Source organism: Caballeronia sp. NK8, from assembly GCF_018408855.1.
Classification (GTDB): domain Bacteria; phylum Pseudomonadota; class Gammaproteobacteria; order Burkholderiales; family Burkholderiaceae; genus Caballeronia.
On the sequence record NZ_AP024322.1, the window covers coordinates 2424497 to 2450283 of the forward strand.

Below are 25787 nucleotides of genomic sequence, written 5' to 3' on the forward strand. Positions count from 1 at the left end.
GCCACAGATACTCCATCAAATACGAGCTTCACCCGTTCGTGTACTGCTTGTGTGTGCTGCCTGCGCGGCCATCGGCGCCGCTCTCGACCGCTCGTCATTGGATTCCCGCGCGAGAACGCCCGTTTCGGCCTACTCGTAATCGCTGTACCGGGACAGCGGCGCCGGCGCCGGCGGCGGCGGCTGGTAACCCTGGACGCTCGAACGGAACGCGGTGACGAGGCCATTGTCGACGTTCGACAAGCCCTTGAACGTCAATTGCGCGAGCACGCGCGTGCCCGACGAAGGCTGGCCCTGCGTGTTCACGCCGTTGGCGTAACGCTGCATGCCGAAGCCGAACGCCCAGCAGTCGGCATCGTACTGGAAGCCCAGAAGCCCGTCGACGAGACGATGGCTCGCGAGATCATAATTTACGCGGGCGACGGCATAGAGCCGATTCGAGAGCGGCCACTCGCCCGACAGCAGGATCTGGTTGATCGGCTCGTTCACCAGGGTGGTCTGGTTGGAACGCGTGTAGCGGTATCCGACGTTGATCACCTTGCGTTCGGCGGGGCTGAACGCAAAACCGACGCTCGAACGCACGAGCTGATTGTTATCGACATTATATTGGAACGCGGTTTCCGAAGCGAAACCAGCGCCCAGCTTGATGGCCGCGCCCGCGATCAGGTCCGAGTGCTTCGCTTGCTCGGGCAGCTGGCCCGGCGTGATCGTGACGCGCTGGCTCTGAAAGTAATACTGCTGCGCGATGACGAAACGCGCGCGCTCGTCGCCCGTCGCCGGGTTGATGAAGCGCGTGGTCAGGCCGGCCGTCAGGCGGTTCGCATCGGCGATGCGGTCGTTGCCGACGAACGTGTTCGGCGTATAGATCTCGGCCAGGCCGAAGTCGGCTTCGGCGGTATCGAAGATCGGCGCGAAGTCCTGATTGTGATACGGCGTGTAGACGTAGTAGAGCCGCGGCTCCAGCGTCTGGATGTAATCCTGGCCGAACAGGCGCACCGAGCGGTCGAACACGAGCCCCGTATCGAAGCTGAGGGTCGGAATCGACTCGGTGAAATTCTTGGGCTGCCCCGCCACCGGCGGCGACGAGCCCGCAACCTGCGTGGTCGCGATGTGACTCAGGTCGTACGACGCGAAGTGCCATTGCACCTTCGGCGTGACGAAATAGCCCGGCGCATTGATGCCGTAGCTCAGATACGGATTGAAGTACAGCCGGTTGCCGTCGGTCGCGCCATCGGTGGTGATGGTGAAGCGCGTCGCGTCCAGCTCCGCGCCGTAGTCGAAGCCGCCGACGTTGTACTTGTTGTACTGGACGTTCACCTGCGGCTCACGCGCGTACGGCGGAACCGAAGGCTGCAGCGTCTGCCAGCGCTGTTCGCGCGCGAGCACGGACCACGGGCCGTTGTTGTATGTGAGCCCCGCTTCCTGCTGATACAGCAACTGCGTGCCGTTCAGGAACTGATTCGACGCGTTGCCCAGGTCTTCCGGATATTGATCGTCCGAAACCTTGTTGTAATTGACGTAGCCGCCGAAGCCGTTGCCGAAGTTCTGGCGATGCTGCCAGAAGATCGCATAGCGGTTCGTGTGCGTCACCCGGTCGTTCGGCAGATAGTCGCCGGTAAACGAGCCCGAGTAGGTCGGCGACAGGTAGCGGTAGGTCGCTTCGCCCAGCACGCCGCGCTTCGTCATGATGCGCGGCGTGACGGTCAGATCGCGATTCGGCGCGATGTTGAAATAGTACGGGATCGTCGCTTCGAAACCGGTCGTCGAGCTGAGCGAGAAGGTCGGCGGCAACAGGCCGCTGCGACGGTCGCTCGTGAGCGGAAACGACAGCCACGGGCTCGCGAACACCGGCACGCCCTGGAAGAACAGCACGCCGTTATGCGCAACGCCTTCGTCGGCGCCGGTGTCGAAATCGAACGACGTGCCCTTGATGTACCAGGCCGGATCGGCTTCGCACTGGCACGCGGTGTACGTGCCGTGATCGATGCGCGCGCGCTCGTCGTCGATCATGTCGGCGCGCTCGGCGCTACCCGAGCCGCCCGTCAGATTGAAGTGGTACTTCGGGTTCGTCATGAACCCTTCGTTGGCCTCGACCTTCAGATGCGCTTCCGGACCGGCGAACGACACGCCGTTGTTGATCAGCCTGACATTGCCGAAAGCATCGGCCATGTCCGTGTCCTGATCGTAGTGCAGCGCGTCGCCCTTGATGACAGTCACCGTGCGGCGGATCTCCGCCGAACCCTTCGCCGCCATGTCTTCGTCGGAGGTGCCCGTCGCCTTGTCGCTCAGCAGGAAGGTAGACGGTTGCTGGCCGCTTTGCAGCGGGCGCTCTTCGAGTTGCGGCGCGAGGCGCAGACTGCCGGGGCCGTCGAGCGGCTGCGGATACGCGGCATCGCCCGCGAGCTGGGCGTGCGCGAGAGCGGGCATCAGACCCGGAACGGATAGAAGCGCGGCGACGAGCCGCCGCCTGCGTGGCTGAGCGTCGCCTTGGATTTTCGATACGGGAAACTGTCGTGGCGGCATGTATGGGTGGCGGTTCGATCCCGTTCGCGTCCCACGCGCCCGATGCCGCCGGGCAGGCGGCCGCGCCCTTTCCGCAGTCACGAACTTGACGGTCCGTTGCTAAGCGGGACGACACTCGATCGAACGGTGACGCTCACAGTCGTCGGGGGCCTGGTGCCAGGCGTGAAACGGATCGCTTAAAAAAGTCGTGGGGTATTATATGGCAAGATGTTTGGCCCCTCGAATTTATGACGCATATTCCTTCCGACGCCCGCCTGAATCAGCTCCGCTCATGGCTCGAAAATTTCGCCGGACGCTACCGGTTGAATGTCGCGAGTCTCGCCCCCGCTTCCGCCGATGCAAGCTTTCGCCGCTATTTCCGGCTGGAAAGCGATTCGGAGCACGGCCAGACGCTCATCGCCGTCGATGCTCCGCCGCCCGAAAAATGCCGCGAGTTCGTGCAGGTCGCCGGGCTGCTCGAAGCGGCTGACGTGCATGTGCCGAAAATTCTCGAAGCCGATTTCGAAGCCGGTTTCATGCTCGTGACCGACCTCGGCAACACGACGTACATCTCCGTTCTCGACGAAAAGAACGCGCGGCCGATGATGCGCGACGCGATCGACACGCTGATCCGCTTCCAGCAGACCGCGCGCGAAGGCGTGCTGCCGCCTTTCGACGAGGCGTTTTTGCGCCGTGAAATGGAATTGATGCCCGAGTGGTTCATCGGCCGTCATCTGGGCCGCGAAGTCACCACGGACGAACGCAAGACGCTCGACGACACCTTCACGCTGCTCGTGCAGAGCGCGCTCGCGCAGCCGCAGACCTTCATGCTGCGCGACTACATGCCGCGCAATCTGATGGTGTGCGAGCCGAATCCGGGGGTGCTGGATTTTCAGGACGCGGTGTACGGCCCGATCACCTACGACATGGCGTCGCTGATGCGCGACGCATTCGTCAGTTGGGAAGAAGAATTTCAGCTCGATTGCATCGCGTATTACTGGGAACGCGCGAAGAAGGCCGGACTTCCCGTCGATCCGGATTTCGGCGACTTCTACCGTCAGCTCGAATGGATGGGCCTGCAGCGGCACATCAAGGTGCTCGGCCTGTTCGCACGCATCCACTATCGCGACGGCAAGCCGCAATATCTCGCCGATCTGCCGCGTTTCATCGGCTATGCGCGCAAGGTCGCGGAGCGCTACGCGCCGCTGTGGCCGTTCGCGCGTCTGCTCGACTCGCTGGAAGGCCGCGCGATCGAAGTCGGTTACACCTTCTGAGCCGACGATGACGCACGCTCTCAAGACGGCGATGATCTTCGCCGCCGGTCGCGGCGAACGCATGCGCCCGCTCACCGATACCTGTCCGAAACCGCTGCTCGAAGCAGGCGGCAAGCCGCTCATCGTGTGGCAGATCGAGCGGCTGGCGGCGGCGGGCATCGAAACGATCGTCATCAATCACGCGTGGCTCGGCACGCAGATCGAAACCGCACTGGGCGACGGTGCGCGCTGGGGCGTCGCGCTGCGGTATTCGCCCGAAACCGAAGCGCTGGAAACGGCGGGCGGCATCGCGCAGGCGCTGCGGCTGATCGGAGACGGCGTGTTCATCGCCGTCAGCGGCGATGTGTTCTGCGATTTCGATTACTCGACCCTGCACGACCGCGCCGAAGCGCTCGAAGCACGCGACGAACCGGGCATGCATCTCGTGATGGTCCCTAATCCGCCCTTCCACGCGAAAGGCGATTTCGCGCTGAGCGACGGCGTGCTCGCGCTCGACGGCGCGCCACGCCACACCTTCGGCAATATCGGGCTCTACGACACGCGCATGTTCCGCGATCTCGCGCCCGGCACGCGTCGCGCGCTCACGCCGTACTATCGCGAAACCATCGCAGCGGGGCGCGCGAGCGGCGAACTCTACGCCGGCCGATGGGAAAACGTCGGCACGCCCGCGCAACTTCGCGCACTCGACGACGAACTGCGAACCCGCTGAGCGGCGGGCGCGCGCCGGGGATTGGGACGCATCCGATGGTAAAATGCGCGGTTCTTCCGTCTTTTCCCTTCCGGCCGCGCCTGCAATCATGTCCGATACCCGTCCCGATACCCTTTTCGCGCTGACCGCGCTCTCGCCGCTCGACGGCCGCTACGCCGCCAAGACCGAAGCCCTGCGCGAATGGCTCTCCGAAGCCGCGTTCATGCGCCATCGCGTGACGGTCGAGATTCACTGGCTGATCGCGTTGTCGCGCGCCGGTTTCGCCGAAGTGCCGCGCTTCTCCGAAGCCTCCGAGCAATTCCTGCTGAGCCTCGCCGAGCGCTTCACCGCGCACGACGCAGCGCGCATCAAGGACATCGAGCGCGTCACGAATCACGACGTGAAGGCCGTCGAATACTGGCTCAAGGAGTCGGTCAAGGGCCAGCCGGAACTGGAGCGCGCGAGCGAGTTCATCCACTTCGCGTGCACGTCCGAAGACATCAACAACACGTCGCACGGCCTGATGCTCGCCGGCGCGCGCGAGCGCGTGATCCTGCCCGCGCTGCGCTCGGTGTACGAACGCCTCGTGAAGCTCGCGCACACGCACGCCGAGCAACCGATGCTCTCGCGCACACACGGCCAGCCCGCCAGCCCGACCACGCTCGGCAAGGAGATCGCCAACGTCGCGGCGCGCCTGTCGCGCGCAATCCAGCGCATCGAGAAGGTCGAACTGCTCGGCAAGATGAACGGCGCGGTCGGCAATTTCAACGCGCATCTGTCGGCGTATCCGGAATTCGACTGGGAAGCGTTCTCGAAGGACGTCGTCGAGAATCGGCTGAAGCTCACGTTCAATCCGTACACGATCCAGATCGAGCCGCACGACTACATGGCCGAACTGTTCGACGCCGTCGCGCGCGCCAACACGATCCTGCTCGACCTCGACCGCGACGTGTGGGGCTACATCTCGCTCGGTTACTTCAAGCAGAAGACGAAGGCCGGCGAAATCGGCTCGTCGACGATGCCGCACAAGGTCAACCCGATCGACTTCGAGAATTCCGAAGGCAACCTCGGCCTCGCGAACGCGACGCTGCGCCATCTCTCCGAAAAGTTGCCGGTCTCGCGCTGGCAGCGCGACCTGACCGATTCGACCGTGCTGCGCAACATCGGCGTTGCGTTCGGCTATTCGCTGCTGGCTTACGACGCGCTGATCCGCGGCCTCGACAAGCTCGAAATCAACGCGGCGCGCCTGAACGAAGACCTCGACAATACGTGGGAAGTGCTCGCCGAGCCGGTGCAGACGGTGATGCGCCGCTACGGTATCGAGAATCCGTACGAGCAGTTGAAGGAGCTGACACGCGGCAAGGGCATCACGCGCGAGGCGTTGCAGACGTTCATCGGCGGTCTGGCGATTCCCGCCGATGCCAAGAAGCTGCTGCTGGAAATGACGCCGGGTTCGTATATCGGCAAAGCGGCCGAACTGGCGAAGCGTATCGCCTGATTCGCGGCGCAAGGTCGAAGAAAAAGCCCCACGCTTTGCGGCGTGGGGCTTTTTTTCTGCAACGTCAAACGCGAGATCAGCGCGTCTTCAGTTCCTCGATCACGATCTCGACGATTTCCTCGGGCGTGTGCTCGATGCTCACCACGATCGCCTCGTCCGCGCCCGGCGCCTCGAGCGTATCGAGCTGGCTCTGCAGCAGCTTCGGATCGAAGAAATGTCCCGTGCGCGTCGCGAGCCGTTCGTGCAGCACGTCGAACGTGCCTTCGAGATAGACGAAGCAGACGTCTTTGTCGCCGTCGCGCAACACGTCGCGATACGAGCGCTTCAGCGACGAGCACGTGAACACCGCCGTCTCGCCCGCGCGCTGCTTTTCCTCGATCGCGGCGCGAATCGTCTTGAGCCACGGCCAGCGGTCGTCGTCGGTCAGCGGGATGCCCTTGTGCATCTTCTCCTTGTTGGCGGCGCTGTGGAACGCGTCGCCATCGGTGAACGAGCATTGCAGGCGCTCCGCCAGCAATTCCCCGATGAGAGACTTGCCGGCGCCCGACACGCCCATTGCGATCAGAATCATCGAAATCTCCTTACACGAACGCCGCGAGCACGAAAGTCAAGCCGAGTCCCATCAGGGAAATGAGGGTTTCAAGCAACGACCAGGTCTTGAAGGTCTGTCCGACGGTCATCCCGAAATACTCTTTGATCAGCCAGAAGCCGCCATCGTTCACATGCGAAAAGATCAGCGAGCCGGAGCCGGTGGCGAGCACCAGCAATTCCGGGCTCGTATGGCCGCCCGCCGCGGCCGCGATCGGCGCGACGATGCCGCACGCGGTCGTCATCGCGACTGTGGCAGAGCCGGTCGCCAGACGAATCAGCGCGGCGACGAACCAGCCGAGCAACAGCGGCGACAGATTCGCCTGCGAAGCGGTGGCGACGATCTGCTGCGAGATGCCGCTGTCGCGCAGAACCTGGCCGAAGCCGCCGCCCGCGCCCACGATCAGCGTGATGCCTGCGATCGGCGCGAGGCACTCGCCGCAGAACTTCTGGATCTGTTCGCGGTTGAAGCCACGCTTCGCGCCGAAGGTCCAGAAACTGACCAGCACGGCGATCAGCAGCGCCATATCCGATTGGCCGATGAAGCGCAGCAAATCGTTCGGCAGCGTCTTCGGCGTGAAGACCAGATCCGCCCAGCTTCCAACCAGCATCAGAATGACCGGCAGCAGAATGGTGAAGAGCGTGATGCCGAAGCTCGGCAGGTCGCGCTTCTTTTCCGTGTCGCCGTGCTTTTCCGTGAACTGGTCAGCGAGCGCGTTGGCGTCCGGCAGCTTGATGTATTTGTGGATCAGCAGCGCAAAGAGCGGGCCCGCGACGATCGCGGTCGGCACGCCGACGATCAGGCCGTAGGCGATCGTCTTGCCGATATCCGCGTGATACTGCTGCACCGCGAGCAACGCGGCCGGGTGCGGCGGAATCAGGCCGTGTACGACCGACAGGCCGGCGACCATCGGCAGGCCGATGAGCAGCAGCGATTTGCCGGTGCGTTTCGCGACGTTGAACGCGATCGGAATCAGCAGCACGAAGCCGACTTCGAAAAACACCGGCAAGCCGACGATGATCGCGACGACCATCATCGCCCAGTGAATGTTCTTCTCGCCGAACAGATGGATCAGCGTATTGGCGATGCGCTCGGCGCCGCCCGATTCGGCCATCATCTTGCCGAGCATCGTGCCGAGACCGACCACGACCGCAATGTGGCCGAGCGTGTTGCCGTTGCCGGTTTCGAACGACTTCACGATTTTGTCCATCGGCATGCCGACCGCAAGGGCGAGCAACACGGACACGATCATGAGGACGAGGAACGGGTAAACCTTGTAGCGGGCGATCATCAGGATCAGAACCGCGATCGCGATCACCGCGTAGAGCAGCAGCATGCTCCCGTGGACGGCTGGCATAACGCCTCCTTTGATTTTGTTGGGTTTTTCGCTATGCGTGCGTTTGCCGTCCTTGCGATGCACATGGCGGCAGCGCCCGGCAAGCGCGCGCACTGCGCTGGGTCATGGAATTTTACTTGTAAGCGAGGCGAATGGCGGGGAAATCGCCCGTGACGCCGGATTGGTGGGTTCGTGCGCAGTTTTGTCTGTTGCGAAAGGGTTGGGCAATAAACAAAAAAAACCGACGCTCGCTTGAACGTCGGTTTTGACACGAGGTGCACCGATCTTTCAACCCGCTGGCTTAGGCGGCACCGAGCCTGCAGCACACGCGAAGTTCGGTTCGCGCGCACTGCTACCGCCGGGCGGGTTTGAGGAGGTGCATCGACCGGCTGAACCGCCACGACCTGCCGATCCTTGCAGATATGGGCCGCTCGTGACAGACACGTGTCTTGCGACTCGAATAGACCGGAGCACGTGACCCGATAGGCATCACCCTGATTCGGGAGATTGAGCTTGCGCGTCGTGCCGGTCAAAACCCGTGTCTGTCGTACAAGGAGAAACGAGGCCGATAGTCGTGAGAACAGCAATGAGGAGTCTTGACATAGTGAATTCGAACGAACTCAGTGCGAACGTGAGCGATCCGTCCGAGCGATCGAAAGATTCTCGATCGCTCGGACGCAACAGGGCGCAGCCCTGCTTTCCTGTTACCAACGATAGGAAGCGTTCGCTCCGTACACAGTTCCGTTACGGCTCGTACCAACGCCTGCCTTCATCACCAAATTCTTAGTAACGCGCAAGTTCAGAGCAACGGCGGCAGCCGCATAGCCCTGGTACGACGCACCGCCCATATCGATCGACATCGTCTTGTCCTGGTCGATGTTCGGGATCATCGCCATCGCCGCGGCGGCAATACCCGAATAGGCCGTACGGCCTACGTGCGAGATTTTGCGCTGCAATCCGCCTATCACACTATCCGTGTACGTTGACAACAATTCTCCACTGGATAGGCGCCAGATCTTATTCGATCTACTTATGCCACCTTTCGGTGATATATGCTCTCCAAAAGGCGTTTCTCGTAAAACCGGTTTCAACAATCCATCGCAGTTGCATCTTTTCGCTATAGCTGGGCAATACTACCTGCCGCTGACGGTGTTAGCTATCGGCTCATCGGAAAGGTCTGCGATTCGTCGGCTTTCTTCATATAGAGTGCTTCAGCGCGGCGCGTCTTGGACGCGGCGCGAGCGCGCAACGGCTCGCCCTGCTCGGCCTCCTTCCACGCCGTGAATCCGTTCGGGGCGCCGCCGCGCCAATTCCGCGTCGCGAAGCGGGCACAACGGCTGCGAATGTTAAAATCCGCTCACTTTTTACGATATTGGGAAACGAGGTCTGGATGATCCGGCTCGCAAAAATGCTGGGGCTTATAATGTTGTCCCCTATTCTCCTCCTCGTGTTCGCATGCGCACTTGGGCTGTCTGCTGCGTACGACGCTACGAAACCACAGATACGTCGTTAAGAGCGTCGAGCATGTGAGCGAGCCACGAAGCCAGCCTTTCTCGACGGAACTAGAGGATGGGCGTCGCTATTGGTGGTCCTCTAACACTTGCTACCTCCGTTCGTGCTAACCGCCGAACAACAGAGCGCGCTCCGTTGGCTAATGCCGCCGACGTACGGTGCGCTGGCGGTCTATGTGTTCTTCGTCGTCTCCGGGTTCTCGATCTCGATCGCCTACGTACGAGGCGGGTCGAAGCGCGGCGTCGCGTCACTCGCTGTCCGTCGCTATCCGAGGCTGGTGATTCCGGTTCTCGCCGCATCCCCCTTGACTACGCGATGATGCGATTGAGACTCAATGAAGCGCCGCGCCCTGCGGCATGACGGGCCATACTAGCTGACCGGCTAACGCTTACCAGTTCCAAGCATCATTCCTCGATGCGCTCCGGTTTGGCACATGGGGTGTGTTTTTCAATTACAACACCAGCCACCACGTATAGTCCGGTGCTCTGGACAATGAGCGTCGAAATGGCGGGGAGCGCCCTCGTGCTTGGCGGACTTGCTGTATTCGGCAACAGTCACACAAGATGGCAGCATACGTCGCATCATGGGCCGCCTTTGCCTACTTCGATTCACCACTGTCTGCATTTGTAGCTGGCATGGTGCTCGCCGAGTTCCATGATGAGCTGCACTCGAGAAGTTCAGGCAAACCGGAACGTCACTGTTGCTGGCGATCGCGATCGCCGGAGTATGGTTCGTCTCCGCTAAAGAGCGACAGCTTTATGCGAGTTCAACCGTGATCTCCTTTCTTGGAACGATCCTCGTCGCTGCCGTCGCCGTCAGCGCCGCGGTCACGCGGGCAATGAGCGCCAGCGTTTCGTGCCTGTAGGACACCTGTCATTCCCGCTTTACCTTACGCATGGCGTGATCCTCTGCCTCGTTGCTTCGAGGGTCGGCATCTGGCTGCTGATCGGCGAAGACGACGGCTACGTCACTGCCGCGATCGAAAACAGCTGTTGTGCCGCCGTGCCTACTAGCCGCCTGGCTGTCCGCTCCGATTGAGTCATTTGCGACAGACCCGGAAAACGAATCTCTGATCGCGTCGGACTATCCTCTAGCAAGCCATCACAGAACACGAGAGATGCGTGAGATGGCTGCCGCAGCAGCACTTCGAAATAGGCTGCTGATGTTGGCCACTTGCGGAATCATCCAGAAATCGTCATATCGCTGGTTGACGAAAAGGTGCTCCCCGAAGCTCGGCTTGTTGAAGAGAATCGACTCCATCGCGTGCACCATCTCGAAACCGCAGCAGTAGGACACGAGCCGGGCGCCACGCCGCTTCAGATAGTCCGTCGCCATCGGGTCGAACTGGCCGCCGAGTTCGATCAACACGTCGACGTTGTCCTTTGCGTGATCGAACGTGACCGTCGGCCAGCGCTCCAGATCCCAGGGCAACTTGTCAGTGATCGGAATGTACGTCGTCTTGACGAGCACCACGCTTTCCACATTCGGGCAATTCTTGAGCGCTTCCGCCAAAAAAACGGCGTTTTGCTTGATGCCGTTGTTCCAGAGCGTCTCGACCTCGTGATGTAGACCGATCGTGATCCAATACGCAGCTTCTCCATTGCCCGTCACTCCATTGCGCCAATGCTCATTTCCTGAACTTCATCGTCATGCCTTCGCGTAGACCGCTTCGAGCGCTTCCGTGTAGATGCGTACGTTCTTCTCGCTCTCCGGATCGAGCTTGCGCAGGAACGACTTGGCCGTCGCGCGGTAGCTGTCGAGATTCTCGTCATGCACTTCGAACGCGCGCGCAACGCCCGGCCGCCCTCCTCGCAGTCGAGATCGTGATAGCGGTAGCCGCAATCGTCGATCAGATGCGAGTTGTGAATCAACGGATACGCACCGTACAGCGCCTCGTAATACACGTAGTTCTGCGCGTTTTCCCACTGGTGACTGACCACTGCGTCCACCGAGATCGTAACAATCTGCGCGAACGGAAACCGACCTTCGAACGAACCGAGTCCGTGCTTCACGTAATCGAGGCTCTGCGCGAAACCGACGAAAGCCGAGTGGTCCATCAGCTTGAACGTGTTGTATGCCCACACGCGCTCGAGCATGTCCGGATTTTCGCGATGCGCCACGTCGCAGGCGAGCATCGGGATGTAGCTCGTCTTCACCATGCAGACGTTCGGCTCGAAAATGCCCACGCGCCAGCGGCGACGGCCCGGCTGATAGCCAAATTTCTGACCGTTCGGCACCTTCGCGGCTTCGCGGTCGAGCACGACCGGACTCCACAGATGCGGCATGAGCTTGACCGGCGCGCGGAACAGCGTTTCGAAATACGGCTTGCAGCTGACTTCGTATTCCGGCAGCGTCCAGACTTCATCGTAAGGCGCGCCCGAAACGAGCAGCGCGTGCTGAAGGTTGAACACCATGCGTTCGATGTCGATGACGTAGTCGTTGCCCACGCGCATCGTAATGATCTTGCCGCCACGCTCACGGAACTTCACCGACCACTCTTTGTTGAGCTGCGCGCGCATTTCGATCATGACGTCGAGTTTCGTCTGGGCCGTTTCCATGTCGATGGAGCGGCACCGGCGAATCCGAAAGAAAGCGCTTGGCGTCCTCGGGACCGCCGTCGCCGCCGCCCGTCACCAGATAGGTCGACTTCACGCGCGGCGAGCGCATCAACAACATCACGAGATAAAGACAATTCTGAAAAATGCCGTTTTCCCAAAGCGATTGCTCGCCCTTGCGGATGTAGATGGAAACGCCGACATTGATCCGCTCCGGCATGCGGGATTTGCTTTGCATGTTCATACGCCTACCTCGAGCTTGCTTCCCTGGCAAAGGTTGATCAACCGGTCTGCGAAGGCATCCAGCTTTGCTTGATTGAAAGGATTCACCGCGTCGATGACGCGCTGCGCACTTGCGCGGTATGCATCGAGATTGCTGTCGTGTTCACGGAAGGCGCGCAGCAGTTGGCGTCCGCCCTCTTGCGCGTCGAAGCCCGGGAAATAGTAGCCCGTGTCCTTGAGCCACGGCGAGTTGTGAATCAGCGGATAACTGCCGTAGAGCACATCGAGATACAGATAATTCTGATCGTTGCCCCATTGATGCGACACCACGGCATCCGCGTATTGCGCCATGAAGCCGGCGATGTCGTCACGGCCATGGAACGTCGACTTGGAATCCTTCACGATATCCAGCGAGTTCGCCATGTACATGAGCGTCGGGTGATCCTTCATGTGCATTGAATTGAGCACATGCATGGCCGATACGCTCGAACGATCCGCGCGATACGCTTCCTTACAGACGAGCACCGGAATGCTCGACGTTTTCACGACCGAAATATTCGGCTCGAACATTGCAACGCGGAAACCTTGCGGCTGGATGGCCGGCTGAGCCGACGCGTTCGCGCGGCGCTCATAGCCGTAGCGCAGGCCGTGTTCTTCCACTTCCGCGATGCGCTGTTGGACGAACTGCGGATGCCAGATGAACGGAATGAGATGAACCGGGCAGCGATGCAGCGTGCGCATCATCGGGACGGACAGACGGTCCTTCGACATCAGCCAGACCTGGTCGTAACGGTCGGGACGCATCACATGAACGGGCTTGTCGAAGACCGGCGACTCGACGAGCCCAACATAAGGCTGGCCGCAACCGTAGTAGGCGACTTTCTTGCCACGTGCGCGCATGAGGTCGAGCCATTGCGTGTCGAGCGCACCGCCCATTTCGAAGATGACGTCGACGGCATCGGTCGCATCCGGAATGCGCATGATGCGCAAACCCTTCAACGCGGCGTCGACTTGCGGCGGCAATGCGTTCTGCTCGCCTACGTCGATCAGCGAAACGCTCTCGACGAATGGAAGCCTCTGAAGCGCTTCCGCCAAAAAGATCGTTCTGGCCCAGGCCGTTTTGCCAGATGTTTTGGCCTTGATGCGTGACGACTGAAATTCCGACTCGAATGGTCATCGGATTGGCATCCTAAAAATGACGAGACTACGCTTTTGGGAAAAGATGTTCCGCGGTAACTTGATCGCGGCGACCCGCAAGGAATAAAAGCAGCGGGCGGCGTGGCGTTGCTGGACTCATGCAGCAGCAGCGGAAGTAAGGAGTTTTCGCGCAAAACGCGTTGAAAATTCCTAATTGAAGCGCTTCCGCGTCTTAATATATCGGGAAACTTCTGAAGCCTAAATATATAGAAGAAGCGTCGAAATTCCCAGTAATGCGCGAATAAATGAGAACAGGCTTATCTGAGTCTTAATTGAAGCTCAAGTCGCCTTAATCGCCGTGATTTTTGAAATTCGAATTAGTCTGATTCACTAAGCGAAAGAATGGCAGGCCAAGCAGAAGCGGCAGCAGAGCAGATGCGCGGGACTGAAAGCGAAAAAGCGCGTCCGACCGCTCACACAGTCAGGACGCGCTTTCTGAAACAACAAAAAGCTTACTGGTGCGGCGCCAGTTCGCTCGCAGCGCGTGCAAGACGCGTGACTTCCTCCCAGTTCTGCGCGGCAAGCGCGGCCTTCGGCGTCAGCCAGGAACCGCCGACACACACCACATTCGGCTGTGCGAGAAAGTTGGTTGCGGTTTCAGCCGTGATCCCGCCCGTCGGACAGAATTTCAGATTCGGGAACGGTCCGTAGAACGCCTGAAGCATCGGAATGCCGCCCGCCTGCTGCGCCGGGAAAAACTTGACGATTTCGTAGCCCAATTCCATTGCGGCGATGATATCGCTGGGCGTCATCACGCCCGGCAGCAGCGGCAAGCCGGCGTCCTGCGCGGCCTTGTGCATGTCCTTCGTGAGACCGGGCGACACGCCGAACTGCGCGCCCGCCTTCTTCGCCTGCGCGCAATGCTCGGGCTTCGTGATGGTGCCCACGCCGACGACGATATCGTCGGCCAACTGGCTCGCGCGCTCGATCGCGCCGATGCCCGCTGGCGTGCGCAGCGTGATTTCCAGCACTTTCACACCGCCCGCATGCAGCGCGCGCGACACATGTTCGCCTTGCTCGACCGTTTCGAACGCCAGCACCGGAATCACCGGGCCCAGACGCACGATTTCGCTTACCGATTTCATTTGATGCGACTCCTGTTTTTGATGCGGCGCCATTCGGTCTGTCCGCGGTTGCTCGACGTTGCGATGTTCAATGCTGCGTGGCGTGCGCCTTGTTCAGCGCCGATGCCGCGGCGCGCGCGTTATCGCGAAGCGGATTCTTATCTTGCGGGGCGGCCGCGCCGTTCGCCCCGTCGTGCGCGGACGTCGCGCCGATGAGCGCGCCGAACACCGACGCCCCCTCTTCCGCTGGCAGCGCCGCGCTACGGAATACGCCGAACAGTTCGCGTCCGAATCCTGCTTCGTTGTCCGCCTGATAGAGCGGCGCTTGTACTTCCCGCGATGCCCACTCGTTCGCATCGATTTCGATGTCGAGCACGCCGGCGGGCGCGTCGATCACGAGCATGTCGCCGGTGCGGACCTTGCCGAGCGGTCCTTGCAGCAGCGCCTCAGGCGACACATGAATAACCGCCGGCACCTTGCCCGACGCGCCCGACATGCGCCCGTCCGTGACCAGTGCGACATGGAAGCCCTGATCCTGCAGCACGCCGAGCAGCGGCGTCAAACGATGCAGTTCGGGCATGCCGTTCGCGCGCGCGCCCTGGAAGCGCACGACGGCGACGAAATCGCGCTTCAGTTCGCCCTTGTCGAACGCTTCCTGCACTTCCTCTTGCGAATTGAACACGATGGCCGGCGCCTTCACCATGCGATGCTCCGCCGCAACCGCCGAAATCTTGATGACGCCGCGCCCGAGCTTGCCCTGCATGAGACGCAGCCCGCCGTCCGGCTGGAACGGCTCGCCGATGCCGCGCAGCACCTTGGTGTCGTGGCTTTCGGGTGCGCCGTCGACCCATTGCAGTTTGCCGTCGATGAGCTTCGGCTCCTTCGTATAGTGCGAAAGCCCCTTGCCCGCGACCGTCTGCACATCTTCGTGCAACAAGCCGCCTTCGAGCAGATTGCGTACGAGGAACGCGACGCCGCCCGCCGCGTGGAAGTGGTTCACATCGGCCTTGCCGTTCGGGTAGATCTTCGCGAGTAGCGGCACCACTTGCGAAAGCTCGTCGAAATCGTTCCAGTCGATCATGATGCCCGCCGCCCGCGCGATCGCCACGAGATGCAGCGTATGGTTGGTCGAGCCGCCCGTCGCCAGCAGCGCGACGATGCCGTTCACGATCGCCTTCTCATCGACCACATGGCCGATCGGCGTGTAGTTGCCGCGTTCCAGCGTGATATCGAGCACACGACGCGCGGCCTCGGCCGTGAGCGCGTCGCGCAGGGGCGTGTGCGGATGCACGAACGCCGAGCTCGGCAAATGCAGGCCCATCACTTCCATGAGCATCTGGTTGCTGTTCGCCGTGCCATAGAACGTGCAGGTGCCGTGTCCGTGATACGCCGCGGATTCCGCTTCGAGCAGCGCGCCCCGATCGCATTTTCCGGTCGCGAACTCCTGGCGCACTTTGGCCTTGTCGTCATTGGTCAAGCCGCTGGTCATCGGGCCGGCGGGCACGAAAATGGTCGGCAGGTGACCGAACTGCAACGCGCCGATGGCCAGCCCCGGCACGATCTTGTCGCAAATACCGAGGCACAGGGCCGCGTCGAACATGTTGTGCGTGAGCGCCACGGCCGTGCTCATCGCGATGACTTCACGCGAAAAGAGCGACAGTTCCATGCCGGCGTTGCCTTGCGTGATGCCATCGCACATGGCTGGCACGCCGCCCGCGAATTGCGCGACGCCGCCGTGCTCGCGCGCCGCCTGCTTGATGATGTCGGGGAAGTTCTTGTACGGCGCGTGCGCGGACAGCATCTCGTTATAGGACGAGACGATGCCGATGTTCGGCTCGCGAATCGCCTTGATCGCTATCTTTTCCTCGCCTTCGAGTCCGGCGAAGCCGTGCGCCAGATTCGCGCACGAAAGCGCGCCGCGCGCCGGAAACTTGCCGTGGGCGGCATCGATGCGCGCCAGGTATGCGGAACGCGTCGGCTTGCTGCGCTCGATGATGCGATCGGTGACTTTTTTGAGTTGCGAATGCGGGGAAACCATCGAAGCTCCTTCGTCTTACGCCCGGCGCGCCTGCCGTCGAGGTTGGGTGGAATGTTGCGGAGAACGGCGTTCGGTTCGTTGTCGTGCGATATTGCCGTGTTTCGCGATGTTAGTAGAAAAACTACATTGTGACAACGTGAATTCCTGCATACATTTTAAGCAACCGCATGATTAGAATCGCTTACAGGGAAACGGTCTACGGGATTTCCCTTAGATTGCGCAGACTGATTCTGTAGTATTTGTACATTCTCGATGTTCGGCTATAGTCCCAAGCAATTTTCAGCATAGGCGAGATTTCCGATGTTGCTGTCTCAAGTCGAAGCGAAGCGCGAGCAACTGCGGCCGTCCGAGCGCAAGCTGGCCGACTACGTGCTCGAAGCGCCGCGCGAGGTGCTCGACCTGTCGATGACCGATTTCGCGGCGCGCGCCGGCGTCAGTCAGCCGACCATCGCGCGGTTTTGCCAGGCGCTCGGCTTTTCGGGCTTCCGGGAATTCAAGATTCGCCTCGCTCAGAACATAGCAGCGGACGTTCCCACCGTTTACCGCGACGTGCGCGCGGACGAGCCGCCCGCGGGCGTCGCGGCCAAGGTGCTCGACCGGACCATCGGCGCGCTGATCGCCGTGCGCAATACGCTCTCGTCGGACAGCGTCGCGGCGGCCATCGCGATCCTGGCCGAGGCGCGCCGCATCGAGTTCTACGGCGCGGGCGGATCGGGCATCGCCGCGCTCGACATGCAGCACAAATTTTTTCGATTGGGCGTGCCGTCTGTCGCATACTCCGATCCGCATACGTACACCACTTCTGCCGCGCTACTCGGCGCGGGCGACGTCGTCGTTGCGATCTCCAATACCGGGCGCACCCGGGACATTCTCGACGCGTGCAGATCGGCGTTGAATGGCGGCGCCAAGGTCATCGCGATCACGCACGGCCACTCGCCGCTCGCGCGCTTGGCGACTGTCGGATTGTTCGCAAATGTCGATGAAGACACCGACATTTTTTCGCCGATGACATCGCGCGTGTCACATCTCGCGATCGGCGACATTCTGGCGGTTGGTCTGGCGCTGGCGCGCGGGCCGGCGCTCGCGGACAAGCTCGCTGAGGCGAAGGACGTGCTGGAAGGACGGCGGGTGGGAGCGTAAGCGGCAGAGGCGGCGTCGCCCTCGAATGAAGAGTGAACGATCGCCTATGCTGTCCTTATTTCCGCTCGTTTATCTGGATCACACATGAGCAGTTCCTTTTCCGTCGAGCGTTTCGAATCGTGCGTCCACAGTGGGAAACCGGATGAAGCCATCGCGCAGCTTTCCGAACTCCATGCATTGCTCCGCGAGCAACCATTCACGGATCTGCTGACTTTGATGGCGCCTTCCGGAGCGTGGCCACGACCCAGCAGAGAGGCGTCGCTCGAACGCTTCGCCGCTCGCATGGCGGCGGCCATCACCGCTCTTATCGGGAATACCGAATTTACGTTCACCGAGGCGCAAGTCACGCGCTTATCGGGCTGTCGCTCGCTCATCCAGCACTTGCTCGGCGCTGCCCCGCTCAAGAATGCGGATTATGTCGCGCGCAGATTCCTTCCTGCCGTCGCAGAAGACGGGACCGTTCAACTCCCTTTTCCCGACGCGATAAAAAGGCTCAGCATTCTGTGCAACTCCGAATCGCAGTTGCCACTCGACTATCCCGCGTGCATGCGTGCAGACCCCATTCCCACGCTCAACCTGGCCATCGCGACAGCCGGTGAGATGCTTCCCGGCAGCGCCGATGCACACCGCAATCGAGAAGCGCTACTCGGCTGGCTCGACAGGACGCTCGATGAACAGAGCGATCTCCGGGACATCGAGATTAAGGGATTGCTGGCGCTCTACATGCATTGCACCTATGCGGAAATCGAACACCGGCACGAAATCAAACGAAGCATTAACAAGCTCGTGCGCAGGACGCTCGCGAACGCCGGGCTGTCTGATCTGATCCCAGACCTCGCCACCTCGCGACGCGCCGGGCGAGCGCGACCGCTCATGCTCGTCGTGCTTGAAGCCTTCGTGGATGGCCATTCGATCATGCGTACCCATTCCCGCACGTTGTCGGCTGCGCGCGCCCACTTCGACATCGTGGCGATGTGTTCAGCCGACACTATCGGAGATCTCGGACGCAAGGTCTTCACACGAGTGATCAATTTGCCTGACCACGAGGGATTTGTGCCCGTCCTCAAGACAATTCGCGACTTTGCGGAGACGGAAAGCCCTGACGTTCTCTATATGCCGAGTGTTGGCATGTCCTTGTTGTCGATCAGCGTGTCCAATATGCGCCTCGCGCCGCTGCAGATTGCAGGACTCGGCCATCCCGCCACCACGCACTCGGAGTGCATCGACTATGTGAGCGTCGAGGACGACTACGTCGGCGATCCGGCGTGTTTCAGTGAAGCGCTTCTGAGACTTCCCAAAGATGGCCAGCCTTATCGGCCTTCGACGTTTATGGAAGCGGTCCCGCCCCGGAGGAAGAAGGCGGCAGGACGGGTAGATATCGGCATCGCCGCGAGCCTGATGAAGCTCTCGCCGAGCTTTTTGGATGCGTGCCGCCAGGTCTCCGCGCGCAGCAAGGTTCCGGTTCACTTCCATTTTCTGACGAGCGGTGGCGACACGGTCACGCTGCTGCATCTGTCGAAAGTGGCCGGACAGGCGATGGTCACGAAAAACGGAACGGTCCTGCCCCACCAGTCCTACATGGACTACGTGAACTATCTCAACAACATGGATATGTTCCTGAGCCCGTTCCCCTTCGGCAACACGAACGGCATCGTGGACGCATTCACGGTCGGATTACCGGGCATCTGCAAGACTGGCCGGGAAGTGTTCGAGCGCATCGACGGCGCGATGTTCATGCGCGCCTATATGCCCGGCTGGATGGTCGCGGAAACCGCGGAGGAATACATCGAAGCCGCGGTGCGACTCGCGAACAATCACGACGAGCGTGAATCGCTGCGCCGCTACATGCTCGAAAAGAACGTAGTGCAGCGCTTCTTCGAAGGGCGTCCGGAAGTCTTCGGTGAAATGGTGCTCGATCTGGTCAACGAGCAACGCCTCAGAACGGCTTGATCACCACGAGCAAGGTCGCGCCGAGAAGCCCGAGAACCGGAAGTTCATTGAACATCCGATACCACCTGTCCGAGCGCCTGTTCTCGCCGCGTTGAAACGTGTGAAGCAAGCGCCCGCAATACGCGTGATACACGATGATCAACGCGACGATGGTCAGCTTCGCGTGCAACCAGCCCTGCCCCGCGCCGATCCCGACGACGAGCCACAGCCACAGCCCACACGCGAGCGCGGGCACCGCGATGAACGTCATGAACCGGAACAGCTTGCGCGCCATCAGCAGCAGCCGCGCGGTGGCCGCCGGATCGGTTTCCATCGCGAGATTCACGAAAATGCGCGGCAGATAAAAAAGCCCCGCGAACCACGAGGCCACCAGCACGATATGCAGCGATTTGATCCAGAGCATCGTTGTTCTTGTCGACTCGCGCTTATTGACGCACTTCGCCGCGCCCCAGCACGACGTACTTGAGCGAAGTCAGCCCTTCCAGGCCGACCGGGCCGCGCGCGTGCAGCTTGTCGTTCGAAATGCCGATTTCCGCGCCGAGGCCGAATTCGAAGCCATCGGCGAAGCGCGTCGAAGCGTTGACCATCACGCTCGCCGAATCCACTTCGCGCAGGAAACGCATCGCGCGGTCGTGATCTTCCGTGCAGATTGCATCGGTGTGATGCGAGCCGTAGCGATTGATATGCTCGATCGCTTCGTCCAGATCGGCGACGACCTTGATCGCGAGAACCGGTGCGAGATATTCCGTGCTCCAGTCTTCTTCGGTCGCATCGACGAGCCCGCCGATCTTCGCCGCTTCGAGCACGGCGCGCGCTTCGGCTTCCACGCGCAGTTCGACTTCCTTCGCCTGAAACGCGCGCGCGAGTTGCGGCAACGCTTGCTGCGCGATGCCGCGCGCGACGAGCAGCGTTTCCATCGTGTTGCAGGTGCCGTAACGATGCGTCTTCGCGTTGTCGCAGATCACCGACGCCTTCGCGAGATCCGCGCGATCGTCGACATAGACGTGACAGATGCCGTCGAGGTGCTTGATCATCGGCACGCGCGATTCTTCCATCAGGCGCGCGATCAGGCTCTTGCCGCCGCGCGGCACGATCACGTCGACGAACTCGGTCATCGTGATGAGCTTGCCCACCGCCGCGCGGTCCGCCGTCTCGACGACCTGCACCGCGTCCTGCGGCAATCCGGCCGCTTCCAGCCCAACGCCGATCAGCTTCGCGAGCGCCGTATTGCATTCGAGCGCCTCGGAGCCGCCGCGCAGAATCGTCGCGTTGCCGGATTTGAGGCACAGCGCGGCCGCGTCGATGGTCACGTTCGGCCGCGATTCGTAGATGATGCCGATCACGCCGAGCGGCACGCGCATCTGTCCGACCTGAATGCCGCTCGGACGGAACTTGAGCCCGCTGATCTCGCCGATCGGATCGGCCAGTGCGGCCACCTGCCGCAAGCCTTCGACCATCGTGTTGAGCGCCTTGTCGGAGAGCGTCAGGCGGTCGATGAACGCGGCGTCGTGGCCTTTTTCGCGCGCGCGCGCAAGGTCACGGCCGTTGGCTTCCTTGAGCGCCTCGCGCTCGCGTTCGATGGCGTCCGCCACCGCGTGCAGCGCCGCATTCTTCGCCGCCGTCGACGCCCGCGCCATCGCGCGCGACGCCGCACGTGCGCGGCGGCCGAGGTCGGTCATGTATTGATCGATGTTCATCGTGGGTCTCATCCGTGATCCGCTTTCTTGAGCCGCCTTCACGGCCGAAGCGTCGATGCATCATTCTAAGCCGTTGCACGAATTGCAACAGCGCGTGACAGAAGCGTTCTAGCGACGCGGTCGTGGCGCTGGCGCAGCCTGCGCCGGCTTGCCACTGTGCGCGACGGCCATCGCCAGTTCGAACATGCCAGCCCACGGGTCCGGCGGCGGCTCGCTGCCGCGCTTGCCCGTGCTGCCCGAGAGCCCCTTCACCTGCCGGTCGAGGCGCGCCGCGAGCGACAGCGCCTTTTCCAGCGCTTCATCCGTCACGCGCGAGAGCGCCGGACCGATCAGCCGTTCGCGCGGCCCCCAGACGCGGTTCTCGCGCAACAGCGTGGCGAGCGGCTTGCCTGAAGCCACGCCGCGCTTGATGCGCAACAGCGTACGCACCTCTTCGACGAGCGCCCACAGCACGAGCACGGCGGCTTCGCCTTCGCCCTTCAGGCCATCGAGCATGCGTGCGAGACGGCCGACGTCGCCCGTCAGCATCGCCTCGTTGAGCTTGAACACGTCGTAGCGCGCGACGTTCAGCACCGCGTCGTGGATCTGCTCGAACGTGAGCACGCCCTCGGGATACAACAGCCCGAGTTTCTGAATTTCCTGATGCGCGGCGAGCAGATTGCCTTCCACCCGTTCCGCGATGAACGACAACGCGCGCCGACCTTCCTCGCCGGGCGCGACGCGCTGACCTTGCTGCGCGAGCCGCTGGCCGACCCACATCGGCAATTGCGCGCGTTCGATCGGATCGATCTTCAGCGCGACGCCCGCGCCGCTCAACGCCGTGAACCAGCCCGCTTTCTGCGTCGCGCCGTCCACGCGCGGCAGTGTGACGAGCGTCACGACATCCGGGTTATCGGCGTCGGCGAGCGTCTTCAGCGCTTCCGCGCCTTCCTTGCCCGGCTTGCCGGTGGGAATGCGCAGTTCGATGAGTTGACGGTCGCCGAAGAGCGACATCGATTGCGTCGCGCCGATGAGCGCGCTCCAGTCGAAGCCACGCTCGACGGTGAACACCGTGCGGTCCGTGAAGCCGCCCGCACGCGCAGCGGCCCGGATGCGGTCGCACGCTTCCTGCGCGAGCAGATGCTCATCGCCATAGACGACGTACAGACCCTTCAGGCCTTTCGCGAGGTGCGCTTCGAGCGCGTCGAGCTTCAGTTGCATGATGCTGACGGGCGCGGCCGATCAGAGCGGCGGCACCGGCAGCGGCGCGCGCGGCGCGACGCCCGGTGTCTGTTCGCCCGGCGCCGGATGCAGCGAGCGCACCGTTGCGAGACGGCGCGTCAGCTGATCGACCGCGTCGTTGCGCATGTCGTTGTATAGCAGCGTCGCTTCCTGGCCTTTTGCGAGCGTGTATTGATCGCTGTAGGTCATCGAGCGGTTCAGCACGATCGCGCTCGGCGGAATCAGCAGCGTGCCATCGGCGCCTGCCAGCGAATAGTTCACGTTGTACACGAGCTCGTATTCCTGCACGGCGCCCTGCGCATTCAGGCTCAGCGTGCGCAATCCCTGACCTTCCGACAGAGTGAGCGTCGCGTCCGGCTTCTCGTAAGGTTTGACGATCACCGTGTCGCTGCCGCCCTGCACCATGCGCTCGAGGCGCGCGACCATCTGCGGCACGCCGCCCGTGATCGCGAGCCGCTTGAACGCGTAGTCCTGCTGGCCGCGCAACTGGAAGCCGCACGCGGACAGCATCGCCGCGCCGCCGAGGAGCGTAAGAAATGAGCGCCTGCTCGTGCTGACTTTCCCGGTCACATCGACTCCCATGGTTGTACGCATCAGACGACGACGTTGACGAGGCGCCCCGGCACCACGATCACCTTCTTGGGCGCGCGGCCTTCCGCGAACTTCTCGAACATCTCGTGCGCAACCGCGGCCTTTTCGATGGCTTCGCGCGATGCATCCTTCGCGACCGTCAGCGCGCCGCGCACCTTGCCGTTGACCTGCAGCACGAGTTCGATCTCCGATTGCTCGAGCGCGGCTTCGTCGACCTTCGGCCAGGGCGCGTCGAGCAGCGGGCCGAATTCCTTTTCGTAGCCGAGTTCAGACCACAACTGGAACGTGACGTGCGGCACGACCGGATACAACACGCGCAAGAGCACGCCGAAGGTTTCGTTCAGCGCGCCGGCGCCCGCGTTCTTCGCGCCTTCGACCGCGTTGAGCATCTTCATCGCGGCGGAAACCACCGTGTTGTATTGCAGGCGGCCGTAGTCGAAATCGGCCTGCTTGAGCACAGTGTAGATTTCGCGTCGCAGCGTTTTGTCCGCGTCGTTGAGCGTCGAGGCATCGAGCTTCGCGTGCTGACGCAGCGCGTCGGCGTTGTCGTGCGCGAAGTGCCACACGCGGCGCAGGAATCGGCTCGCGCCTTCCACGCCCGCGCCCGACCATTCGAGCGACTGCTCCGGCGGCGCCGCGAACATCACGAACAGACGCGCGGTATCCGCGCCGTACTGGTCGATCAGCGTCTGCGGATCGACGCCATTGTTCTTCGACTTCGACATCTTCTCGACACCGCCGAGCACGACCGGCTGACCGTCCGCGTTGAGCGTGGCGCCGCTCGGACGGCCTTTGTCATCGTGCGCGACGGTGACGTCGAGCGGGTTGTACCAGGTCTTCTTGCCGGCCGCGTCCTCGCGATAGAACGTTTCGTTCAGCACCATGCCCTGCGTGAGCAGGTTCTTCGCCGGCTCGCCGAACTTGATGAGGCCCATGTCGCGCATGACCTTGGTCCAGAAACGCGAGTACAAGAGGTGCAGAATCGCGTGCTCGATACCGCCGATGTACTGATCCATCGGCATCCAGTAATCGGTGCGTTCGTCGACCATCGTGCTCGCGTCCGGCGCGCTGTAGCGCGAGAAGTACCAGGACGAATCGACGAAGGTGTCCATCGTGTCGGTTTCGCGCTTCGCCGCCGCGCCGCACTTCGGGCACGCGCAGTTCAGGAACGCTTCGGACTTGGCGAGCGGATTGCCCGAGCCGTCCGGCACGAGGTCTTCCGGCAGCACGACGGGCAGATCCTTCTCCGGCACCGGCACGTCGCCGCAGCTCGGGCAATGGATGATCGGGATCGGCGTGCCCCAGTAGCGCTGGCGCGAAATGCCCCAGTCGCGCAGACGCCAGGTGACCTGCTTGTCGCCGAGGTCCTTCGCCTTGAGATCGGCGGCGATCGCGTCGATCGCTTCCTCGGTGCTCATGCCGTCGTACTTGCCGCTGTTGATGAGGCGCCCCGCGGTCTTGTCGCCGTACCACTCTTCCCATGCGTCGGTCGAATAGGTCTTGTCAGCGACATCGATCACCTGATTGATCGGCAAGCCGTACTTCTTCGCGAACGCGAAATCGCGCTCGTCGTGCGACGGCACGCCCATCACCGCGCCCTCGCCGTAGGACATCAGCACGTAATTGCCGATCCACACTTCGACCTGCGCGCCCGTCAGCGGATGCGTGACGAAGAAGCCGGTCGGCACGCCCTTCTTTTCCATCGTGGCGACATCGGCTTCCGCCACGCCGCCGCGCTTGCATTCATCGATGAAGGTCTGCAGTTCGGCGTTGTCGCGCGCGAGGCGCGTGGCGAGCGGATGCTCCGCCGCGACCGCCGCGAAGGTCACGCCCATGATGGTGTCGGCGCGCGTGGTGAACACGCGCAGCAGCTTCGCTTCGCCGTCGATTTCATACGGGAAGCCGAAATTCACGCCGAAGCTCTTGCCGATCCAGTTCTGCTGCATGATCTTGACGCGCTCGGGCCAGCCGAGGCCGTCGAGATCGTCGAGCAGTTGATCCGCGTAATCGGTGATGCGCAGGTAGTACATCGGGATTTCGCGCTTTTCGACCAGCGCGCCCGAGCGCCAGCCGCGCCCGTCGATGACCTGCTCGTTCGCGAGCACGGTCTGGTCGACCGGGTCCCAGTTCACCGTCCCGGTCTTCTTGTACGCGATGCCCTTTTCCAGCATCTTCAGGAACAGCCACTGGTTCCACTTGTAGTACTCGGGCGAGCAGGTTGCGACTTCGCGCGACCAGTCGATGGCGAGGCCCATCGACTGCATCTGCTTCTTCATGTACGCGATGTTGTCGTACGTCCACTTCGCCGGCGGCACGTTGTTCGCCATCGCCGCGTTCTCGGCGGGCATGCCGAACGCGTCCCAGCCCATCGGCATCAGCGTGTTGTGACCGTTCATGCGCAGATAGCGGTACATCACGTCGTTGATGGTGTAGTTGCGCACGTGCCCCATGTGCAGCTTGCCCGACGGATACGGCAGCATCGAGACGCAATAGAACTTGGGCTTGGCCGACGTCTCGGTCGTCCGGTAGACGTCGTTCGCGCGCCAGTTGCTCTGCGCGGCGGATTCGACGTCGGCGGGTACGTATTTATCGTGCATGGTGTGGTTTGGCTTTCGGCAAATGCTGGGAACGGACTTTGGAACCAGCCGCTACCGATATGGGCGACGAGTCCAGGCGCTGCGGCATTGCTGACACGGCGCGGCGTCGGATTTTCGGG

The 25787-nt window shown here is 62.0% G+C and carries 19 protein-coding genes and 1 pseudogene; 6 read left to right on the plus strand and 14 right to left on the minus strand.

Annotation, left to right across the window (positions count from 1 at the left end; all coding sequences use genetic code 11):
• Positions 1 to 129: 129 nt before the first annotated feature.
• Positions 130 to 2520, minus strand: a complete 2391-nt coding sequence (locus tag NK8_RS11570; RefSeq protein WP_213226422.1) for an LPS-assembly protein LptD — start codon at positions 2518 to 2520, stop codon at positions 130 to 132.
• Between the two features lie 227 nt (positions 2521 to 2747).
• Here NK8_RS11570 and NK8_RS11575 point away from each other — a divergent pair, with 227 nt between their 5' ends.
• The 3 genes from NK8_RS11575 to purB all read left to right on the plus strand — a co-directional run bounded on the left by NK8_RS11575 (position 2748) and on the right by purB (position 5959).
• Entirely contained in the window at positions 2748 to 3773 is a 1026-nt protein-coding gene (locus NK8_RS11575; RefSeq protein WP_213226423.1) for an aminoglycoside phosphotransferase family protein, read from the plus strand.
• Between the two features lie 7 nt (positions 3774 to 3780).
• Positions 3781 to 4482 carry an N-acetylmuramate alpha-1-phosphate uridylyltransferase MurU gene (murU, locus tag NK8_RS11580; protein WP_213226424.1) on the plus strand — a complete coding sequence of 234 codons (702 nt, stop codon included), beginning with the start codon at positions 3781 to 3783 and terminating at the stop codon, positions 4480 to 4482.
• Between the two features lie 88 nt (positions 4483 to 4570).
• Positions 4571 to 5959 carry an adenylosuccinate lyase gene (gene purB, locus NK8_RS11585; protein ID WP_213226425.1) on the plus strand — a complete coding sequence of 463 codons (1389 nt, stop codon included), beginning with the start codon at positions 4571 to 4573 and terminating at the stop codon, positions 5957 to 5959.
• A gap of 76 nt (positions 5960 to 6035) precedes the next feature.
• Here purB and NK8_RS11590 read toward each other — a convergent pair whose 3' ends face one another.
• From NK8_RS11590 to NK8_RS11600, 3 genes are all read right to left on the minus strand, one after another.
• Entirely contained in the window at positions 6036 to 6530 is a 495-nt protein-coding gene (locus tag NK8_RS11590) for a gluconokinase (protein ID WP_061176756.1), read from the minus strand.
• A 10-nt stretch (positions 6531 to 6540) separates the two neighbouring features.
• Complete coding sequence (locus NK8_RS11595; RefSeq protein WP_213226426.1) at positions 6541 to 7905, minus strand: GntP family permease; 1365 nt, start codon at positions 7903 to 7905, stop codon at positions 6541 to 6543.
• Between the two features lie 683 nt (positions 7906 to 8588).
• Positions 8589 to 8873 carry a YadA C-terminal domain-containing protein gene (locus tag NK8_RS11600; protein ID WP_213226427.1) on the minus strand — a complete coding sequence of 95 codons (285 nt, stop codon included), beginning with the start codon at positions 8871 to 8873 and terminating at the stop codon, positions 8589 to 8591.
• Between the two features lie 1223 nt (positions 8874 to 10096).
• On the opposite strand from NK8_RS11600, the gene NK8_RS11605 reads away from it, so the two are divergent.
• Positions 10097 to 10261, plus strand: coding sequence for a hypothetical protein (locus tag NK8_RS11605; RefSeq protein ID WP_213226428.1), 165 nt, complete (start codon positions 10097 to 10099; stop codon positions 10259 to 10261).
• A gap of 236 nt (positions 10262 to 10497) precedes the next feature.
• Here the strand turns inward: NK8_RS11605 and NK8_RS11610 are convergent, their stop codons facing one another.
• The 5 genes and pseudogenes from NK8_RS11610 to edd all read right to left on the minus strand — a co-directional run bounded on the left by NK8_RS11610 (position 10498) and on the right by edd (position 16472).
• Entirely contained in the window at positions 10498 to 11007 is a 510-nt protein-coding gene (locus NK8_RS11610; RefSeq protein ID WP_367657772.1) for a DUF2827 family protein, read from the minus strand.
• Between the two features lie 36 nt (positions 11008 to 11043).
• Positions 11044 to 12195: pseudogene (locus NK8_RS11615) on the minus strand (DUF2827 domain-containing protein).
• Positions 12192 to 13268: a DUF2827 family protein gene (locus NK8_RS11620; protein WP_367657773.1), complete on the minus strand. Its 1077-nt coding sequence runs from the start codon at positions 13266 to 13268 to the stop codon at positions 12192 to 12194. The pseudogene NK8_RS11615 and the gene NK8_RS11620 overlap by 4 nt, the downstream one beginning before the upstream one ends.
• 554 nt (positions 13269 to 13822) lie before the next feature.
• Positions 13823 to 14455, minus strand: a complete 633-nt coding sequence (gene eda, locus NK8_RS11625; protein ID WP_061177805.1) for a bifunctional 4-hydroxy-2-oxoglutarate aldolase/2-dehydro-3-deoxy-phosphogluconate aldolase — start codon at positions 14453 to 14455, stop codon at positions 13823 to 13825.
• 67 nt (positions 14456 to 14522) lie between these two features.
• Positions 14523 to 16472: a phosphogluconate dehydratase gene (gene edd, locus NK8_RS11630; protein ID WP_213226429.1), complete on the minus strand. Its 1950-nt coding sequence runs from the start codon at positions 16470 to 16472 to the stop codon at positions 14523 to 14525.
• 300 nt (positions 16473 to 16772) lie between these two features.
• Here edd and NK8_RS11635 point away from each other — a divergent pair, with 300 nt between their 5' ends.
• Together NK8_RS11635 and NK8_RS11640 are read left to right on the plus strand one after the other, a co-directional pair.
• Positions 16773 to 17612 carry a MurR/RpiR family transcriptional regulator gene (locus tag NK8_RS11635; protein ID WP_213226430.1) on the plus strand — a complete coding sequence of 280 codons (840 nt, stop codon included), beginning with the start codon at positions 16773 to 16775 and terminating at the stop codon, positions 17610 to 17612.
• An 84-nt stretch (positions 17613 to 17696) separates the two neighbouring features.
• The gene (locus NK8_RS11640; RefSeq protein WP_213226431.1) at positions 17697 to 19562 is read left to right on the plus strand and encodes a hypothetical protein; all 1866 of its coding nucleotides are present in this window, start codon (positions 17697 to 17699) and stop codon (positions 19560 to 19562) included.
• On the opposite strand, the gene NK8_RS11645 is transcribed toward NK8_RS11640, so the two are convergent.
• From NK8_RS11645 to leuS, 5 genes are all read right to left on the minus strand, one after another.
• Complete coding sequence (locus tag NK8_RS11645; RefSeq protein ID WP_213226432.1) at positions 19549 to 19965, minus strand: CopD family protein; 417 nt, start codon at positions 19963 to 19965, stop codon at positions 19549 to 19551. The two genes, NK8_RS11640 and NK8_RS11645, sit on opposite strands and share 14 nt — an antisense overlap.
• Positions 19966 to 19987: 22 nt before the next feature.
• Complete coding sequence (locus tag NK8_RS11650) at positions 19988 to 21259, minus strand: glutamate-5-semialdehyde dehydrogenase (protein WP_213226433.1); 1272 nt, start codon at positions 21257 to 21259, stop codon at positions 19988 to 19990.
• Between the two features lie 108 nt (positions 21260 to 21367).
• Positions 21368 to 22459, minus strand: coding sequence for a DNA polymerase III subunit delta (gene holA, locus NK8_RS11655; RefSeq protein ID WP_213226434.1), 1092 nt, complete (start codon positions 22457 to 22459; stop codon positions 21368 to 21370).
• A 21-nt stretch (positions 22460 to 22480) separates the two neighbouring features.
• Positions 22481 to 23062: an LPS assembly lipoprotein LptE gene (gene lptE, locus NK8_RS11660; RefSeq protein WP_225936167.1), complete on the minus strand. Its 582-nt coding sequence runs from the start codon at positions 23060 to 23062 to the stop codon at positions 22481 to 22483.
• Positions 23063 to 23073: 11 nt separating this feature from the next.
• Entirely contained in the window at positions 23074 to 25668 is a 2595-nt protein-coding gene (gene leuS, locus NK8_RS11665; RefSeq protein WP_213226436.1) for a leucine--tRNA ligase, read from the minus strand.
• Positions 25669 to 25787: the final 119 nt, after the last annotated feature.